General features: G+C 44.6%; 21 protein-coding genes and 1 riboswitch. All 21 genes read left to right on the top strand.

Annotated elements, in window-relative coordinates:
- Positions 1-309: stage V sporulation protein AE (locus tag BM613_RS13010; RefSeq protein ID WP_219930693.1), on the top strand; the 309-nt coding region annotated here is incomplete at its 5' end.
- Between the two features lie 24 nt (positions 310-333).
- Positions 334-471 (top strand): hypothetical protein, encoded by a 138-nt coding sequence (locus BM613_RS15180; RefSeq protein WP_181363159.1) that lies wholly within the window; start codon positions 334-336, stop codon positions 469-471.
- 102 nt (positions 472-573) lie between these two features.
- A riboswitch (FMN riboswitch) is annotated at positions 574-708 on the top strand.
- Positions 709-735: 27 nt separating this feature from the next.
- The gene (ribD, locus tag BM613_RS13005) at positions 736-1,926 is read left to right on the top strand and encodes a bifunctional diaminohydroxyphosphoribosylaminopyrimidine deaminase/5-amino-6-(5-phosphoribosylamino)uracil reductase RibD (protein WP_181363158.1); all 1,191 of its coding nucleotides are present in this window, start codon (positions 736-738) and stop codon (positions 1,924-1,926) included.
- Between the two features lie 53 nt (positions 1,927-1,979).
- Positions 1,980-2,639: a riboflavin synthase gene (locus BM613_RS13000; RefSeq protein ID WP_109431613.1), complete on the top strand. Its 660-nt coding sequence runs from the start codon at positions 1,980-1,982 to the stop codon at positions 2,637-2,639.
- Positions 2,640-2,661: 22 nt separating this feature from the next.
- Positions 2,662-3,852 (top strand): bifunctional 3,4-dihydroxy-2-butanone-4-phosphate synthase/GTP cyclohydrolase II, encoded by a 1,191-nt coding sequence (locus BM613_RS12995; RefSeq protein ID WP_109431612.1) that lies wholly within the window; start codon positions 2,662-2,664, stop codon positions 3,850-3,852.
- An 11-nt stretch (positions 3,853-3,863) separates the two neighbouring features.
- Entirely contained in the window at positions 3,864-4,334 is a 471-nt protein-coding gene (gene ribH / locus BM613_RS12990; protein WP_109431611.1) for a 6,7-dimethyl-8-ribityllumazine synthase, read from the top strand.
- A 12-nt stretch (positions 4,335-4,346) separates the two neighbouring features.
- Positions 4,347-5,129 (top strand): spermidine synthase, encoded by a 783-nt coding sequence (locus tag BM613_RS12985; RefSeq protein ID WP_109431610.1) that lies wholly within the window; start codon positions 4,347-4,349, stop codon positions 5,127-5,129.
- Positions 5,108-5,821 carry a site-2 protease family protein gene (locus BM613_RS12980; protein ID WP_181363157.1) on the top strand — a complete coding sequence of 238 codons (714 nt, stop codon included), beginning with the start codon at positions 5,108-5,110 and terminating at the stop codon, positions 5,819-5,821. The genes BM613_RS12985 and BM613_RS12980 overlap by 22 nt, the downstream gene beginning before the upstream one ends.
- The gene (locus BM613_RS12975; RefSeq protein WP_109431608.1) at positions 5,818-6,567 is read left to right on the top strand and encodes a segregation and condensation protein A; all 750 of its coding nucleotides are present in this window, start codon (positions 5,818-5,820) and stop codon (positions 6,565-6,567) included. Before BM613_RS12980 ends, BM613_RS12975 begins: the two co-directional genes overlap by 4 nt.
- Positions 6,540-7,103: an SMC-Scp complex subunit ScpB gene (gene scpB, locus BM613_RS12970; protein WP_109431607.1), complete on the top strand. Its 564-nt coding sequence runs from the start codon at positions 6,540-6,542 to the stop codon at positions 7,101-7,103. Before BM613_RS12975 ends, scpB begins: the two co-directional genes overlap by 28 nt.
- 55 nt (positions 7,104-7,158) lie before the next feature.
- Complete coding sequence (locus tag BM613_RS12965) at positions 7,159-7,827, top strand: DUF2953 domain-containing protein (protein ID WP_109431606.1); 669 nt, start codon at positions 7,159-7,161, stop codon at positions 7,825-7,827.
- Entirely contained in the window at positions 7,775-8,239 is a 465-nt protein-coding gene (ytfJ, locus tag BM613_RS12960) for a GerW family sporulation protein (RefSeq protein WP_109431605.1), read from the top strand. Before BM613_RS12965 ends, ytfJ begins: the two co-directional genes overlap by 53 nt.
- Before the next feature lie 81 nt (positions 8,240-8,320).
- Positions 8,321-9,514 (top strand): D-alanyl-D-alanine carboxypeptidase family protein, encoded by a 1,194-nt coding sequence (locus BM613_RS12955; RefSeq protein WP_109431604.1) that lies wholly within the window; start codon positions 8,321-8,323, stop codon positions 9,512-9,514.
- A 61-nt stretch (positions 9,515-9,575) separates the two neighbouring features.
- Complete coding sequence (locus tag BM613_RS12950; RefSeq protein ID WP_342767170.1) at positions 9,576-10,178, top strand: nucleoside recognition domain-containing protein; 603 nt, start codon at positions 9,576-9,578, stop codon at positions 10,176-10,178.
- Positions 10,175-10,708, top strand: coding sequence for a spore maturation protein (locus tag BM613_RS12945; protein ID WP_109431602.1), 534 nt, complete (start codon positions 10,175-10,177; stop codon positions 10,706-10,708). The genes BM613_RS12950 and BM613_RS12945 overlap by 4 nt, the downstream gene beginning before the upstream one ends.
- Positions 10,709-10,722: 14 nt before the next feature.
- The gene (locus tag BM613_RS12940) at positions 10,723-11,505 is read left to right on the top strand and encodes a pseudouridine synthase (RefSeq protein ID WP_109431601.1); all 783 of its coding nucleotides are present in this window, start codon (positions 10,723-10,725) and stop codon (positions 11,503-11,505) included.
- A 4-nt stretch (positions 11,506-11,509) separates the two neighbouring features.
- A complete protein-coding gene (locus BM613_RS12935) occupies positions 11,510-12,223 on the top strand; it encodes a response regulator transcription factor (protein ID WP_109431600.1) in 714 nt (237 codons plus the stop codon).
- A complete protein-coding gene (locus BM613_RS12930; RefSeq protein ID WP_109431599.1) occupies positions 12,223-14,004 on the top strand; it encodes a sensor histidine kinase in 1,782 nt (593 codons plus the stop codon). Before BM613_RS12935 ends, BM613_RS12930 begins: the two co-directional genes overlap by 1 nt.
- 231 nt (positions 14,005-14,235) lie before the next feature.
- Positions 14,236-14,886 (top strand): thiamine phosphate synthase, encoded by a 651-nt coding sequence (gene thiE / locus BM613_RS12925; RefSeq protein ID WP_109431598.1) that lies wholly within the window; start codon positions 14,236-14,238, stop codon positions 14,884-14,886.
- Positions 14,887-14,903: 17 nt separating this feature from the next.
- Positions 14,904-15,716, top strand: a complete 813-nt coding sequence (locus BM613_RS12920; RefSeq protein WP_109431597.1) for a histidinol-phosphatase — start codon at positions 14,904-14,906, stop codon at positions 15,714-15,716.
- 402 nt (positions 15,717-16,118) lie between these two features.
- Complete coding sequence (locus BM613_RS12915) at positions 16,119-16,538, top strand: helix-turn-helix domain-containing protein (protein ID WP_181363156.1); 420 nt, start codon at positions 16,119-16,121, stop codon at positions 16,536-16,538.
- Positions 16,539-17,081 lie beyond the last annotated feature (543 nt).

The raw sequence follows: 17,081 nt of genomic DNA, 5'->3' as shown, positions 1-17,081 counted from the left end.
TATGTGCGCGGCGTATCAGTCGATGTTTCCATCGTTCGGCGCGGGCGCATCGTCGATGCCGCAGTCAACAAACATGGATTTCGCCTGCGCAGCAAACGAAAGTTCATCTATGGAGACACCGTTGATATCTTGCGTAGGCTTCATGTGCCCTATCTTATAGGGATTGGCGATATTGGAAAGATGAAAGGACTGGATGACATTCATCGCGCCTGTCCAGTCACAGTGAGTGCACTGCGCTTATTGATCGAACTCGATAATTGGTCAATGGGCCAGTGCCGTGCCAATTCTCCACTCCTCCTCGTAAATTAATCATGACAGAGGAGGAGACAACGAATGCTGACTGTCCTTGGTTGGATACCACAGATCGTGCGTTTTTTTGGAGTGTTTCGCGGTGTAGCTGGTTTTGTGCTTCCGATTTGGCCTTTTGTATCTAAATTTTTCCACGGTCGAATCCCGAGTATCGCTCATTAGTTTACCCTGGCAGCGATTCGGTCACGTTCGAGGAGCTGCCTTTTTCTTTGATGGCTTTACAAGCGTACACTTCAATCAGTATACTGTATATAACAATTCTATCTTTTCCTTCAGGGCAGGGTGAGGCGAGTGCCAATTCCCGATCGGTGGTAACGCATTGCGAAGTCCACGAGCCATTTGGCATGAACTGGTGAAAATCCAGTACCGACGGTATAGTCCGGATGAAAGAAGGAGCAAGAGACATGCTTTTGCATGCTCTGTTTCGTGACGCGCCCGAAGGTTATCTTGCGGCGCTTTTTTGATTTTAAAACATGTAGCAGGACTTTTCTCGGGAGGATCGAGGAGATCACCGTGCCAACGAGCGATGAAGATTACATGCGCATGGCGCTGCAACTTGCAGCTGTCGCGCGCGGACGGACAAGCCCAAATCCAATGGTTGGGGCCGTACTTGTAAAAGAGGGGCGTATTATTGGATTTGGTGCACATTTGCAAGCTGGAAAACCTCACGCGGAGATTCACGCATTGCAGATGGCGGGAGAAGATGCGGCAGGGAGTACACTTTATGTAACACTTGAACCTTGCGCGCATTATGGGAAAACCCCACCTTGCGCCAATGCACTCGTTCAAGCGAGGATTAGACGTGCTGTGATTGCCATGAAAGATCCTTTCCCGCTGGTTGCAGGAAAAGGGATAGAAATTTTGCGCCATGCGGGAATTCTCGTAGAGGTAGGCTTACTCGCAGAGGAAGCACAAGCTTTAAATAGGAATTTTTTACATTATGTAGAGAAAAAACGTCCATTTGTCACTCTAAAATTAGCTGCTTCACTTGACGGATGGATTGCGACAAAAGAGAAACAACCGCTGGCACTTACGAGTTATGAAGCCTTGGTAGAAACGCATCGCCTGCGAAATGAAGTGGACGGAATTATCGTAGGTGTCAATACTATCTTGAGCGATGATCCGCAGTTAACTGTGCGTATGGTGGAAAACGGGCGTAATCCGGTGCGTTTTATTTTTGATCGCCATCTGCGCATTCCACTTCATGCAAAGGTGGTTACAGATGGGCAAGCCCATACTGTCGTATTTTGTGGACCGGATGCGGATGCACTTCGCGCAGCGCATTTGGTCGATGCAGGCGTTGAAGTGGTACGACTGTTGCACACAGATTCGCTCGCAATGATTCACGAAGCGCTTACGCATATGGGGGAAAATGGGGCAAGACATGTGATGTTAGAAGGGGGGAGCACGCTCGCCTATGCCTTTTTAGGGGCACGCGCAATTGATGAAGTTTGGCTATTTCATGCGCCAAAGCTGCTTATGACAGGATGGCCTGCTTTTGTAAAAGGCGATCCGGAAACAACTTCTGTTTTGCCGCTTGTCTTAGAAAACATCACCCGACGATCAGTGGGAGTTGATGAACTTACGATTGGAACCCCGGTATGGAACAATCCATAGGGCAAGCTAAACTTTTACAATCATGAGCGTCGCACAAATGAGGGGATGGACCATTGTTCACTGGACTGATTGAAGAAGTAGGAACACTGCTCAAAATAGAGCGTACTGGACGAGCACTGCTTCTGACCGTTTCAGCACCGACCATATTTGTTGACGCAAAAGTTGGTGATAGCATTGCTGTCAATGGGGTATGTCTCACTGTCACGAAAAAAGAACCAGGAACAATCATTGTCGATGCCGTTCCCGAAACTGTGAAACGCACTGCACTGCAATTTCTTACCAAAGGCGCGAAAGTCAATCTAGAACGTGCGTTACAACTTGGAGGAAGATTAGACGGTCATTTAGTGGCAGGACACGTCGATGGCATAGGAATTGTTCGCAGTGTCGAGCGAGATGAGATTGCACATGTTGTCACAGTATCTACTGAACAAAATCTGCTGCGGTACATTGTAGAAAAGGGTTCGATCGCTATTGACGGAGTGAGCTTAACGGTAATGAGTGTCGCGTCAAATTCCTTTCAGGTTTCGATCATACCGCATACCGCGACAATGACTACACTACAAGATGTGCAACCGGGCACTAAAGTGAACTTAGAAGTCGATGTAATCGGCAAGTACGTGGAGCGGCTATTAGGGCTATCTCCACAAAGGCAGCAACCCCCAAGTCAGATGCACACTCTCACAGCAAAGCAACTTCGTGAGTGGGGGTATTGAACCCAAAAAGGGATGATCTAAGATGTCGACGATTGAAGAAGCTATTGCTGCTTTAAAAAAAGGCGAAGTGATTATTGTCACCGATGATGAAGATCGTGAAAATGAGGGAGACTTTGTTGCTCTAGCTGAATACGCAACCTCACAGACGATTAATTTTATGATTACGCACGGCCGTGGACTCGTTTGCGTTCCCATCACAGAAGCGCGCGCAAATGAATTACAGTTGACTCCCATGGTTGAGAAAAATACCGATACACTGGGTACTGCTTTTACTATTTCTGTTGACCACGTGGGAACGACTACAGGGATTTCTGCTGTAGAGCGGGCAGCGACAGTAAAGGCGCTGATTTCTGCAGACAGTAAGCCTGGTGATTTCAAACGACCAGGACATATATTCCCGTTAATAGCAAAAGATGGAGGGGTTTTGCGGCGAGCTGGGCACACCGAGACGGCAGTCGACCTAGCGAAGCTCTGCGGAGCCTATCCAGCGGGTGTCATTTGTGAAATCTTAAAACCGGATGGGACAATGGCTCGCACTCCCGATTTGATCGCGTTGGCAGACGAGTTTCACCTTCAGATGATCACTGTCGCTGATCTAATCGCTTATCGTAAACAAAAAGAAAATTTTGTAACACGTGTAGCTGAAGCAGATCTTCCCACGGAATTTGGGGATTTTAAAATCATCGCCTACTCCAACACGCTTGATGGGAAAGAGCATGTAGCTCTTGTCATGGGTGAAATAGATCCGAGAGTACCAACACTTGTACGCGTTCACTCAGAATGTTTGACAGGAGATGTATTTGGTTCCTGGAGATGTGATTGTGGGCCACAACTTCATGCCGCGCTCACACAGATTGCGCGCGAAGGGCGTGGTGTACTTGTCTATATGCGTCAAGAGGGACGCGGGATTGGATTGATCAACAAAATCAAAGCCTATCACTTGCAGGAACAGGGGTTTGATACAGTCGAAGCAAATCAACAATTGGGATTTGCAGCGGACTTGCGTGATTATGGCATAGGGGCTCAGATCCTAAAAGATCTGGGTGTTGGACAAATGCGGCTTTTGACAAATAACCCAAGAAAAATCAGCGGCTTAAGTGGACATGGTTTATCGATCGTTGAACGCGTTCCTATTGAAATTGACGCGAGCGCCTTCAATGAGAAATATTTGCATACAAAAAAATCAAAACTCGGGCATTTACTAAACTTATAAGGGGTAGGAATATGGGACAAATTTTTGAAGGTCATCTACTTGGCACAGGACTGCGCATTGGGATTGTCGTTGCACGTTTTAATGATTTCATTTCTGCACGTCTGTTAGCAGGTGCACAAGATGCCTTGACGCGTCATGGAGTAGATGCAGATCAAGTGGATGTTGCATGGGTTCCCGGCGCATTTGAAATCCCATTGATCGCCAAAAAAATGGCGGAGTCCGGTCACTATGATTCTGTGATTGCTCTAGGTGCTGTCATCCGTGGTTCCACTCCACATTTTGACTTTGTTGCTGCTGAAACAGCGAAAGGCATTGCAACAACCGCGTTGCAAAGTGGTGTGCCCATTTGCTTTGGCGTATTGACTACCGATACAATTGAACAGGCGATTGAACGCGCTGGAACCAAGGCAGGCAATAAAGGGTGGGAAGCAGCAGTCACGGCGATTGAAATGGCCAACTTAAATCGAACGCTCTCGATGTGAGCGTAGCGACCCGTGACTATTATTTACAAAACGCATTCAGATTATCAAGTGATTCAAGTAGGAGAGAATCGTGGCGTGCGTTACATGCGCTTTGGCGATGAAGGTTCTGGTTGGCAAGGTGCAATCCTCACGCGGCAACCCGCGCGATTGTACTTTCCCTACCAGCAAGCCTTCGCCCTACATACGGCGTGGCGCCCTACAGTGAATCATTTCTTAGCCATTGGCGTCGGGACTGGAACAGCGATTAGTCATGTGCATCGCAGACATAAAAACGCGAAAATCACTGGAATTGACATCGATGACCAAGTCATCGTAGTTGCTGAGCGATTTTTTGGATTGCCGACAGATGAGCGCACGCACTATTTTGCTGAAGATGCTGGAATGGGGTTGCGCAATCTGACAGATGCGTTTGATCTGATTTTTATCGATGTATTTTTTCGCGAACAAACGCCCAAAATCTTTTTCTCGACTTCTTTTTTTCAGGATATCGAACAGCACCTTGTATTAGGTGGAATCGTCGCAATGAATGTCATCTTGCCAATAAAAGGACCACTTCGCCACGCCTTTTGGGATCTTTATGCACGATTGCAGAGGTATATCGGACCTACTTATTACATTGCACTTGGACCCGTGCCATTTATCTCACAAAATGTGATTTTATTCTCACAAAAAGCGTCTAGTAAAGCTCTATCTCTTTCGACTTTGCGCAAAAAATGCTTGTCGGAAATTGAACAACACAAAAACTATTTTAGTACATATGCTAAAATTTTGCCGTGGCGTTTAAAATCAGAATAGCGATAGCCAATCATTATGTAGAGGAGCGAACTGCGCGCGTGGGACTGTTTTCATTTTTTGGGCAAGGGTTCATCTTTCGTCTCCTCGCCTTTGTGCTAGGACTCGCCGTTCATGAATACGGGCATGCCAAAATGGCTTTGTTACTTGGCGACGACACCGCAAAAAAAGAGGGGAGAGTCACATTAAATCCACTCGCACATCTCGATTTACTAGGGCTCTTGATGATTTTGATTGTAAATTTCGGTTGGGCAAAACCTGTTGTTTTTAATCCAAACAAAATCCGGATTAACCGCAAACTAGGAATTGTCTTGATCTCCCTAGCAGGTCCCTTCATGAACGCGATCCTTGCTTTGCTAGCGATCCTCGCTTTGCTTGCGATCAGCAGTTCAGGTTCAGCGTTTTGGCTCACTGGAGTAGGAATGTTCCTCGCAAATTTAAGTTTTTGGTTGGCTGTTGTAAACATTGCCCTGTTTATTTTCAATTTAATCCCGGTTCCTCCGTTGGATGGTTGGAAGATATTAAAATATTCACTGCCCCCTCGGTGGCTGAGTCGTTCGAGTCAGTTTGAGCGTATAGGTCCATTTTTTCTTGTATTGATTCTCATTCTCCCGATTGGCAATACGACACTTGGCGGACTCGTGATTAATAGTGCGATCTCCGGAATCATGGGCTTGTTTGGACTGGTGGCATGAAAGAACCACAAAATTATCAAATTTCGCTGCAATCTTTTGAAGGGCCACTTGATATGCTGTTGCATTTCATCGAGAGTGATAAGCTGGATATTCATGAGATTCCCATTGCCAAAGTAACCGATCAATATATGGCTTATTTGAATCAATCGCTGGAATTTGAATTAGAGATTGCTAGTGAATTTTTAGTGATGGCAGCGACACTTATTGCAATAAAAGCGCGGTCACTTTTGCCAAAACGGATAGAGCAAAATCCACAAAATCCAGGGGATCTGGATGCAGAGAACGACCCGGAACAAGATTTAAAAGAACGTTTGCTAGAATATAAAGCATTTAAAATGGTAGCTCTCACACTCGAACAAAAACAAGTACAGCGGGCAGAGCATATTGGGCGTCTGCCCACCGCGCTTGAACCCTATCGCGAACTCCCAACTGTTTCAGATTTTCTCGCTGGACTTGAACTTTCTCATTTACAAGAGGTGGTTTTACGCGTTTTAACACGATCCCAAAAAACAGTGGACGTTAGTGTAGTCCGCGACCGTGAAACTATCCCGGAACGCATGAACACCATATTAAAAACGCTTCAAAAAGGAAGTACGACCTTTTTTGCACTCACAAAAAATCGTCAGCGCAAAGAAATTGTCACGGTCTTTCTGGCGATCTTAGAATTAATTCGGTTAAATAAAATTATTTGTCGACAGGAGGCAAAGTTCGGGGATATATGGATAGAATTGAAGAAAACGAATTAACTTCCTTCGACTCTTTAGCTATTTTGGAAGGTCTTTTATTTGTCGCAGGTACAGAAGGACTTACAGATAAACAAATTGCTGACGTACTTGAAATCAGCGAATCAGAAGTCTCTTCACTTTGTCATACGCTAGCCGTAAAACAACAACAAGAAGGTCGTTTGTTTCGCGTGATGCAAATCGCTAATGTATGGCAGTTAAATACGGTGCCAGCATTGACCCCGTATTTGCGTAGGTTATCACTCGTTCCTGCCCCCTCCTCACTCTCGCAAGCAGCATTGGAAACTTTGGCCATCATTGCATATCGACAACCGATTACACGTGCAGAAATTGAAGAAATTCGCGGGGTAAAATCAGAAAAAGCAATTGGCACTCTGATTGCTCGTGGATTGATTATGGAAGCCGGACGTGCAGAGGGTCCGGGACGACCTTTTCTCTTTGCTACAACTCCTGAATTTCTCGATTATTTCGGGTTACAAAGTACTTCTGATTTACCGCCGATCGCTGAAATTGAACGACAGATCCGTCAAAATGAATAGGCGACAGCGCATGCGGGAATATTATCCCTGATTCAACAGTCGGGGAGGGCCGGGCGTGCTTTGGTGGACACTTATAATCGTTGCACTCTTTGGCATCGTCCTTTTTGCACCGATACGCTTTGAAGTTCGATATGAACATCATCAACCGATCGAGCAGGTGCATATTTTTATACGTTATCTATACCTCGTTCGCATTCACAGGGAATGGGCAATCCCAACTCCTTCTCCTGAAACACTCGTTACAATCTTCTCCTCACGTCATGTACAACAAAATCCAAACATCCATCCAGATGTAAAAAAATTGGATAAAAGAAAGCAACAAATTCAACGACTCACTTTTTTGCTCACACATATCGATGAAGCAGGTCCGATTCTTATTCAGCTCACTCGGAAAATATCTATTCTGGAACTCAGTTGGACAACGACACTTGGCACAGGAAACGCCGCTCTCACTGGTATGGGATGTGGATTTGCGTGGACCCTAAAATCAATGATTGTCGGCGTGCTAACAGAAGCTTGTTCATTCCGTAAACCTCCTTTTTTAAGTATCCAGCCAAATTATTATACGGCGCTTTTTAAGACGTCATTGTCATGCATAGGCACAGTATCCATCGGAAAAACTATGTTCGCTGGCGCAAGGTTACTGTGGTTGTTGAAAATGGGGGGTGCACATGCAAGAACATCCGATCCAATCTCTAATGCAAACCGCGATGGAAAATCTTAAAGAAATGGTCGACGTCAATACGATCATTGGCGATCCAGTAGAGACTCCAGATGGAAATATCATACTTCCCATTTCGCGCGTCGGATTTGGATTTGCGGCAGGTGGTACAGAGTTTCGTCTTGGCAAAGAAAAACCGACGTCTTCTGCACACACAGCGGAATCGCAAAATTTGCCGTTTGGTGGTGGGGCTGGTGGCGGGGTTTCAATTTCTCCAATGGGCTTCCTCATAGTTGGACAACACGGCGTCAAATTATTGTCTGCAGAACCTGGAAATCAATTGTATGATCGCTTAATCGACCTCACACCAACCCTGATTGATCGCCTTGAAGCTTTTGCAAAAGGGAAAAAATCTGCGGCCAATGGCACAAGAAATTCGAATGGTAGCAATGCTTCGCCACCACCGCCAATGTGAGAAACGCAAAAGACGGGCAAGCGCTGTCACAAAGCGCTTGTTTTGTCTTCTTGACGAGAATCGCTAGGGGAGTGCTTCTACGTGGACAAGATCGTGCATATTGTACAAAAGACAAGAAAAAAGCCATTGTGGCGAAGTGTACAGTTTACGATTGCAACCTTGCTCTTGGTCAACTTTGCATCTCCTTTGCATGTTGTTGCAAAAGTAACGACAACAAAAATTCCAGCGGTCATTTCCCAAGAGCCTGAAAATTCAGCGGAGGCCGCCTGCTTAATCGATGTAAATACAGGGCGCATTCTTTATGAAAAAAATGCTCATAAACGCATGCGCATCGCAAGCCTTACAAAAATTATCACTGCATGGATTGCTGTCCGTTCTGGAAAATTAGATCAAATGGTCACCGTCTCAGCCAATGCAGTGCGGCAAGAAGGCTCATCTGTTTATTTAGCGTATGGGGAACGACAAACACTGCGCAATCTGACATATGCCATGATGTTGCGCAGTGGCAATGATTCTGCGATGGCCATTGCTGAATTTCTCGGTGGATCAAATGATCGCTTCGCTAAGATGATGAATATTCAAGTGCAGAAGCTTGGACTCCATGAAAGTCATTTTATGAATCCGCATGGACTTGATCATAAAGATCACTATTCAACTGCACATGATATGGCTGTAATCACTGCGACTGCATTGCGCAATCCAGTTTTTAAAACGATTGTAAAAACAAAATACTATTCGATTCCGTGGGAAGGACAAAAGTGGGATCGTAAAATGAAAAACAAAAATAAATTACTTTGGATGATGCCCAATGCCGATGGGGTCAAAACAGGGTTTACTAAGCTTTCCGGCAGATGTCTTGCCTCATCAGCTTCATCAGAGGGAAGGCAAGTCGCATTCATCGTGTTGCGTGACGGAAATGATTGGGTTGATTCACAGCGTTTACTAACTTATGGCTTGACTGCCTTTGAAGTTCGTGATGTTGTCAAGCTAGCACCCCTTCACGCCGTGACAAAAGTACAGTATGGAGTCGAACAAACGGTGCCACTGCAACCTATGGGCCACGTCAACTACGTATTTGGGAAAAATGAAGATGTGCATGTAAAAACTCGTATTGTCCAATTGAAACGACTTTCGGCACCTGTCAAACGGGGAACTATAGCTGGTCGTGTTCAGTATTGGTTTCAAGGAAAAGAAATCGGAGAAGTGAATTTGATTACAACGCGTGAAGTCAAGCCAAAAGGAATTTTAGGCCGTATTCGCGATCTATTCTTATAATACAATTGGTGTTTTTCTGCGCCAATTCACAGGGATTCGCTCGGGGGAGGAGAATACCTTGATGAATTATATTTGGTTTGGTCTTTTTATGAGCGGAATTCTTGTCGCCGCCTTCACTGGACATATTCATGCAGTGACAGAAGGGGTATTAACCGGCGCAAAAGATGGTGTGTTAATTTCTTTTGGGTTAATCAGTGTGATTGCCTTTTGGCTTGGGATGATGAAAATTGCAGAAGAGGCTGGTCTGGTGCAATTGTTAGCTAAAATGTTGCGCCCTATCTCAAAGTGGCTTTATCCTTCTGTACCAAGTGATCATCCAGCTATGGGATCATTAATTGCAAACATGAGTGCAAATATTTTAGGTCTTGGCAATGCAGCGACACCCATTGGGTTAAAAGCTATGCGTGAACTGCAAAGTCTTAATGGAGACTCTACCACAGCTTCCGATGCAATGTGCACTTTACTTGCCATGAATACAGCAAGTCTGACCCTGATTCCTGCGACGATGATTGGTTTGCGAATGGAGTTCCACTCCAAAAATCCTGGTGAAATTATTAGTACGACCATGCTTGCGACTTTTATTGCGACAGGTGCTGCTGTAATATTCGACCGCTTTTTTCGACGCGTGGAAGCCATGCGCTGGCGTAGGAGGAATCGCATATGAATCTCTTTTCCACGCTCTCTGCATTTGCTTTGCCAGCAACTATTGCTGCCATTTTAATCGTAGGCATCACACGAAAAGTTCGCATTTATGAGGTTTTTACTGAGGGAGCAAAAGATGGGTTTACTACATCGATCAGCCTAATCCCACACCTTGTCGCAATGATGGTCGCGGTCAGTGTATTTCGTTCTTCTGGCGCGTTGCAGCTGTTCATTCATCTCATCTCGCCACTCTTACATAGGATTCACTTTCCAGCAGAATTAGTGCCACTTGCTTTATTGCGACCCATTTCTGGTTCAGGATCGCTTGCCTTAGTTACGGATTTATTTAAACACGCGGGTCCAGACTCTTTTCTCGGTCGCGTTGCTTCTACAATGCAGGGCAGTACAGACACTACTTTATATGTATTGACCGTATATTATGGCAGTGTAGGGATACGCAATCCTAGATATTCCGTAAAAGTTGGGCTATTATCAGATTTAGTAAGTGTGTTCGCATCGCTTTTTGCAGTTCATATGATATTTGGAAAGTGAGCAGGTGACAGTTTATGGGTGTTATAAAAAGTTCGGACAAGGAAGGGGAGCGATTACAAAAAGTCATTGCAAATGCTGGCATTACATCGCGCCGAAATGCAGAGCATTTAATTGAACAAGGAAGGGTAAAGGTCAATGGACGGATCATTGATGTTTTAGGTCTTAAGGTTTATCCGACAGATCAGATTGAGGTGGATGGTAAACCGCTTTCGATAGGCATGAAAAATAACGTCTACATTCTACTTTATAAACCGATTCGCACGGTAACGACTGTTCATGATCCACAAGGACGAAAAACTGTGTTAGACTGCATAGAGGGCGTCTCCGAACGCCTGTTTCCTGTGGGGAGATTAGATTACCAAACGAGTGGTGCACTCCTTCTCACAAATGACGGTGAACTTGCGAATCGCCTTATGCACCCTCGCTATGGCGTCGTAAAAACTTACGAGGCAATTGTGGAGGGAGAAGTATCAATACAGGCAAAACAACAGCTTGAACGCGGCATTAAGATCGATGGGAAGAACACAGCGCCAGCAAAGGTGAATCTCAAAGGGACGGATGGGCAAACGACAAAGCTTGCCATTTCACTTCATGAAGGGCGAAATCGCCAAGTGCGTAAAATGTTAGAGGCAGTTGGGCATCCGTGTTTAAAATTGACGCGTACTCACTATGGCATGTTGCATTTACAAGGTTTGCGTCCTGGTGAATGGCGCTTCCTTACCCCAAGAGAAATCTCACAGCTACAGCGACAAGTTGGACTCGATCAAACGGATTTTAGAAGCCCAGCTAGGAGATGATTTTATGAATTCAGAACGCATTTTAGTCGTCGATGATGAAGAACGTATTCGGCGTTTAGTCCGTATGTACTTAGAGCGCAATAACTTTGTGGTCGATGAAGCACAAGATGGGACGGAAGCGCTCGCAATGGCACTAGATACAGAGTATGCGCTGATTATTTTAGACCTCATGTTACCTGGAATGGATGGACGTGATGTATGCGCAGAACTGCGGCAGTATAAAGATACACCGGTAATTATGTTGACAGCAGCGGGTGATGAAAGCAACCGCGTACATGGATTCGAGGTTGGAGCAGATGATTATGTGGTCAAACCGTTTAGTCCACGTGAACTCGTGATGCGCGTCAAAGCGCTGTTGCGGCGTGTTGGTACACCCCAAATTGAACCGCAACAGCAATCTGCAATGACAAACGTCCTCTCATTCCCAGGGCTTGTTATTAATGTCGACGCCCGCAAAGTACTCGTAGAGGATAAGGAAGTTTCACTTACGCCAAAGGAATTTGAACTGCTTTTATATTTAGCTCAGCGCCCGGAAAAGGTGTTTAGCCGTGAAGAATTATTGCGTGATGTATGGAACTATCAATTTTTTGGTGATCAACGAACTGTCGACACCCATGTAAAACGTTTGCGCGAAAAATTAGGGCGGGCCTCTGACCGAGTACCGCAGCACATTCACACGGTTTGGGGTGTGGGATACAAATTTGAGGTGGTCGAGTAGTGATTCGCCGCAGTGTTGTTTTGAAACTATGGTTGACGATCATCACCGTGGTGGTGATCGTCCTCTTCATTTTGGCAATGTATCTTGAACAGTTTTTCAATTCTTATGTAGATGCTATGCAACGTCGTGATCTTACGAGTCAGGCCATTTTAGTCAGTCAAATTCTGCAACAAGAACCTGGTCAATTATTAAATTCACAAATCACGCACGTTATGTCTGCCTTACACAGCCACTATTATCTTGTTGCTCCTCCTGAGGAAAGTGCGACAGTACAACACTATCTTGCGCAGTTGACTCCAGAGCAGCGCACTCTCTTAGCAAATGATCAGCCGATTATTCAACAAGGTGTACCTTCTTTTATCCCTACTCCTGATCCGCGAACCAGTCTTTATGCATTGATGCCGATTGTAAATCCTTTTAATCAGATTAGTGCATTTTTGTTGATCACAGAGTCAGCAGATGTAGCTGGAAGTCCATCTCATACAATTCCAAGCTTAATCATCTTTGCTGTGGTTTTGGGAACACTTTTGACTACAGGTCTCGCCTTTGTTGTCTCACAAAATCTTTCGAGACCACTTATTGAAATGAATGAAGCTGCAGCAGAAATGGCAAAAGGTCGTTTTGACATTCGTGTGCGTGTCATGACACAGGACGAAGTTGGGAGACTTGGCCAAACGTTCAACCATGTCGCCGCCAGATTAGAGCAAACTGTTCGTGACCTAACGAGTGAAAAAGAACAGATTGCTGGAATTCTTAGTGCAATGACTGACGCTGTCGTTGTGACAGATCTAAGCGGAAAATTTACGATTTTAAATCCCGCAGCAAAACGGTGGTTTCGAGCTGTAAGTGCTTTGTCTACAGTCGAAAATATGACCGTTGATTGGCCTCCAGATCTGGTATTATTACAAAAAGACACGTTGCAATCTAAAACCACGATCGAACGTTCGGTAAAATGGAATGGGCGCGATATAACGGTTACGATGACGCCCCTTTATGATCCTGATCATCCGCAAAATTTGCGCGGAACACTCGCTGTCGTCCGCGATATCACAGAGCAAAAACGATTAGATCGACTGCGCAAAGACTTTGTTGCAAATGTATCCCATGAGTTGCGTACCCCCCTTAGTTTATTGCAAGGGTATGCAGAAGCATTGCTGGATGATTTCGGAGATGATCCAAAAGCTCGTCAGGAAATCACACAAATTATTCATGATGAGGCCCTGCGCATGCGTCGTTTGGTCAATGAATTGCTAGACTTGGCACAAGTAGAAGCTGGTCATTTCTCGATGAATTGGGAAACCATCGATTTTGCCAGTTTGGTGCGAAAGGTAGCACGTAAATTCCAAGGATTATTTGTGGAACGCAAACTTGACCTAGAGCTTCAAATTGAAGATGAACCCATTGAAATATGTGGAGATTCAGATCGCCTTGAACAAGTCCTTACAAATCTTGTGGATAATGCATTGCGCCATACATCTCAAGGAGGCGTAACACTCCATTTGACAAGAAAGGAACAACAAGCGATGCTAAGGATAACTGATACGGGCGAAGGCATCTCTGCTGAAGATCTGCCATTTGTCTTTGAACGTTTCTATAAAGCGGATAAAGCCCGTACACGAAGTCGCGGCGGTACTGGACTTGGGCTTGCCATTGCGCGAAGTCTGATTCGGTCACATCAGGGGGATATCGGTGTTCGCAGTACGGTAGGTGAGGGGACAACATTTACAATCTTTTTACCTACTTCGAGAAAGCCGTGCGAAGAAAAAAGTCAGGCAGAATAGATTTGTGATTCTAGATAACCGTGGGGGTGAGGAGTTGGCATGGATCTATAGCGGAAAACTATATGATAGCGAATTTCAGGCAGGATGCCTTGCCGCAAGAATTCGCGAAGAAGGGTTTCTCCTTAGCAAACGCTCCCCGCGGTATGTGTATGTTTTTAAAACAAAGAAAGGCCGATTTGGCGTAAAGTGTATGTGGTAATCTCATCTGAAACCCAAGAAAGGAGTGCAAACGTGAATTTATACGCTGTCACTGGATCAGAATTGCTTGCCCCAGGTATGACGTTACTAGAATCAGTGAAGGCAGCTTTAAAAGGCGGTGCCGATGTCATTCAATTGCGAGAGAAGCATTTAGACGGCAAACAATTAGTCACAGTCGGTCGAGAAATCAAAAAACTATGTGAGGAAACTGGCGCACAATTTGCTGTAAATGACCGAATTGATGTAGCATTACTTTGTGAAGCAGACATTGTTCATCTTGGTCAAGATGATATTCAAATTGAAGATGCCGAAAAATTAGTTGGAAACCTCATGCAAATCGGAATTTCCACGCATGATGCTGTAGAATCTAAGCAAGCAGAGCAAGCGGGTGCTGCTTATGTTGGACTGGGGCCAGTATATTCTACGAAAACGAAATTAGATGCAAAACCCATCGTACCAACTTTGGAAATTCAAAATGTGCGGCAAGCGATTCACATTCCAATCGTAGCCATTGGCGGGATTCGTTTATCTTCCGTTAGTGATTTGATCGACTTAGGTGTCGATGCGATTGCGGTTGTGAGTGGGATTTTTGCTGCACAAGACATTGAACGTGCAACTCGCGCATTTTATGAGGCGATCATACAGGCTAAAGCACGTAGACAAGACCGTATGATGACACGGTAGAGAAGGAGTAGTGAATGATGCTAACTGACTATCATACCCATACAGAACGAGGTCCCTATACAGTCGAATGGCTCACCCATTTTTTAGATACAGCAAAAGCTCGTGGAATTGAAGAATACGGTGTTTCTGAACATGCCTATCGATTTAAACAAACAGCTCACTTATTAGATAATCCATGGACGCGTGAACGCCGCACAGAAGACCTAGATGAATATTTTGGGATGATTCAAGCGGCACGTAAAGCAGGATATCATGTGAAATTTGGGATCGAACTCGATTATATTCCTGGTACTGAAACAGATTTAGAAGCATTCATACGTTCTTATCCATTTGATTATGTTATTGGTTCCGTCCATTGGTTAGGCGATTTCGGATTCGATCTGACAGAGATGAAAGGACAATGGGAAAAACGTGATGTCAAGCGGACGTATGATGAATACTTTTCTATTTTGACACAAATGGTAGAAAGCCAATTGTTTGACTTTGTCGGTCATCCGGATGTAATTAAAGTCTTTGGCTATGAACCTGAAGACGAGGTGTTTTTGCAAAATTGGTATGAAAAAATGGCCGAATCGTTTGCGCATAATCATTCTATAATCGAGCTATCCACTGCTGGGCTGCGCAAACCCGTCGGTAAACTTTATCCGGCGCCTAAATTTCTCGAAGCATGCTATCAACAAGGGATTCCAATCGTGATTAATTCCGATGCGCATCGTCCTGAAGATGTAGGAGCTGACTATGATCAAGCGATTACTTTAGCAAACACAGTAGGATATAAAGAGCTTGTGACCTTTAACCAAAGACAAAGAACGTTCCAACCTATTGGATAAGGAGTATTTTCCTTCCTGAAGGGCTGTCCCCAAAGTAGAAAAACTACTTTTGGGACAGCCCATTTTTGCAGATGGAGACTTCACGCGCAAAGATAGTTATTAGATTTTAAATTAGCACACATATTAAAATGGGGGAAAACTTGATGAAAAGATAAAAATTATTCCGCTTATTTTCTTGAAAACTTTTATTCTATTTCTGATAAATGAGAATCATAATCAAGTTTAATCATATTTAATATATATATTTCTCAGATTCGACTGGAGTTGTAAGTACATTTATCTTCTATTCTCCCATTGAATTCCTACAAAGTTTGAATACGTTTACTATTTACATATTATACATATGTGGAGTATTATTGGATTCGTTAAGATAAATCAGTTATATTATAAGAGGTGACCCACTTGGACAATGAACTTGGACGTAAAATTCGCGTGCTTCGACACAAACGCGACCTAACGCAACAGGAGATCGCCTATCGAACTGGCATCTCTACACCTCATATTAGTTCGATCGAAAGAGGCCATCGACAACCCTCTCTTGAGTATGCGATTCGCATCGCAGAAGCTTTGGGAGTGCCGATTGGCTATTTTTGTGAAGGCGCTGACATTACAAGTTTGCCCGACGATACGAGCTATGGTGGACCTAGTGATTTACCTGGGTATTTACAAAGTTTTGTCATGCGTGAATCCGCTCAACCTTATATTGCAATGGCACATCGTGTCAGCCGACTAGAGAAATCCGATTATGAAATGCTATGTGCGATGATTGAGATTATGACACAACGAAAAAAATTGCGTAGTATGTCAGAAGATTCTTTTTAATCACTCTTTACATAGAAACACCCATCCTCACACAAGTGTGTAGTGCTGAAATGAATTCCCAATCTTCTTTTATTCCCTTTTTTCACACGAAAAAATGATATTCCTACTATATGTACTGAACGCGTACAATCGACGCAAACAAATGCACTGATCGAATCGAACAGGAGGGGGCTCCTAGCCCCCGACCTCGTGCGGACTCGCATCCGGCAGTTCACGAAGTATTATGAAGTTGTAAGTACATCGACAGTGGCAATGGTGGGGTGACAGTTCCTAATGACCCGGAGCACATCAACCAGTATCTGCTGACAAAGATCCGTCAAATTCGTGCAGAAAACAAAGACTATGGATATAAGATGGTGAACCACATGAGAGCCGACCTCCGTGTAATCATTTACCTTGGCTGCCCAAAAGCATCAAACTTTAGTATGACGTTTCATAGTAATCGAGGAAGTCAATACACCAGATAACCAGAATCGAGTAGGAGGGGGCGGCTAGCCCCCGACCTCTCACACCACCGTACATGCGGGTCCGCATACGGCGGTT

Source organism: Sulfoacidibacillus thermotolerans, assembly GCF_003144315.1.
GTDB lineage: Bacteria > Bacillota > Bacilli > Alicyclobacillales > SLC66 > Sulfoacidibacillus > Sulfoacidibacillus thermotolerans.
Note: the sequence above shows the minus strand (reverse complement) of the source record. Positions and strands in the feature narration are given on the sequence as shown.

Coding starts and splice junctions, on each gene's coding strand:
- BM613_RS12995 (WP_109431612.1), top strand. CDS start 2,662: ATGTCGACGATTGAAGAAGCTATTGCTGCTTTAAAAAAAGGCGAAGTG.
- ribH (WP_109431611.1), top strand. CDS start 3,864: ATGGGACAAATTTTTGAAGGTCATCTACTTGGCACAGGACTGCGCATT.
- BM613_RS12945 (WP_109431602.1), top strand. CDS start 10,175: ATGAATCTCTTTTCCACGCTCTCTGCATTTGCTTTGCCAGCAACTATT.
- BM613_RS12935 (WP_109431600.1), top strand. CDS start 11,510: ATGAATTCAGAACGCATTTTAGTCGTCGATGATGAAGAACGTATTCGG.
- BM613_RS15180 (WP_181363159.1), top strand. CDS start 334: ATGCTGACTGTCCTTGGTTGGATACCACAGATCGTGCGTTTTTTTGGA.
- scpB (WP_109431607.1), top strand. CDS start 6,540: ATGGATAGAATTGAAGAAAACGAATTAACTTCCTTCGACTCTTTAGCT.
- BM613_RS12920 (WP_109431597.1), top strand. CDS start 14,904: ATGCTAACTGACTATCATACCCATACAGAACGAGGTCCCTATACAGTC.
- BM613_RS12950 (WP_342767170.1), top strand. CDS start 9,576: ATGAATTATATTTGGTTTGGTCTTTTTATGAGCGGAATTCTTGTCGCC.
- BM613_RS12975 (WP_109431608.1), top strand. CDS start 5,818: ATGAAAGAACCACAAAATTATCAAATTTCGCTGCAATCTTTTGAAGGG.
- BM613_RS12940 (WP_109431601.1), top strand. CDS start 10,723: ATGGGTGTTATAAAAAGTTCGGACAAGGAAGGGGAGCGATTACAAAAA.
- ytfJ (WP_109431605.1), top strand. CDS start 7,775: ATGCAAGAACATCCGATCCAATCTCTAATGCAAACCGCGATGGAAAAT.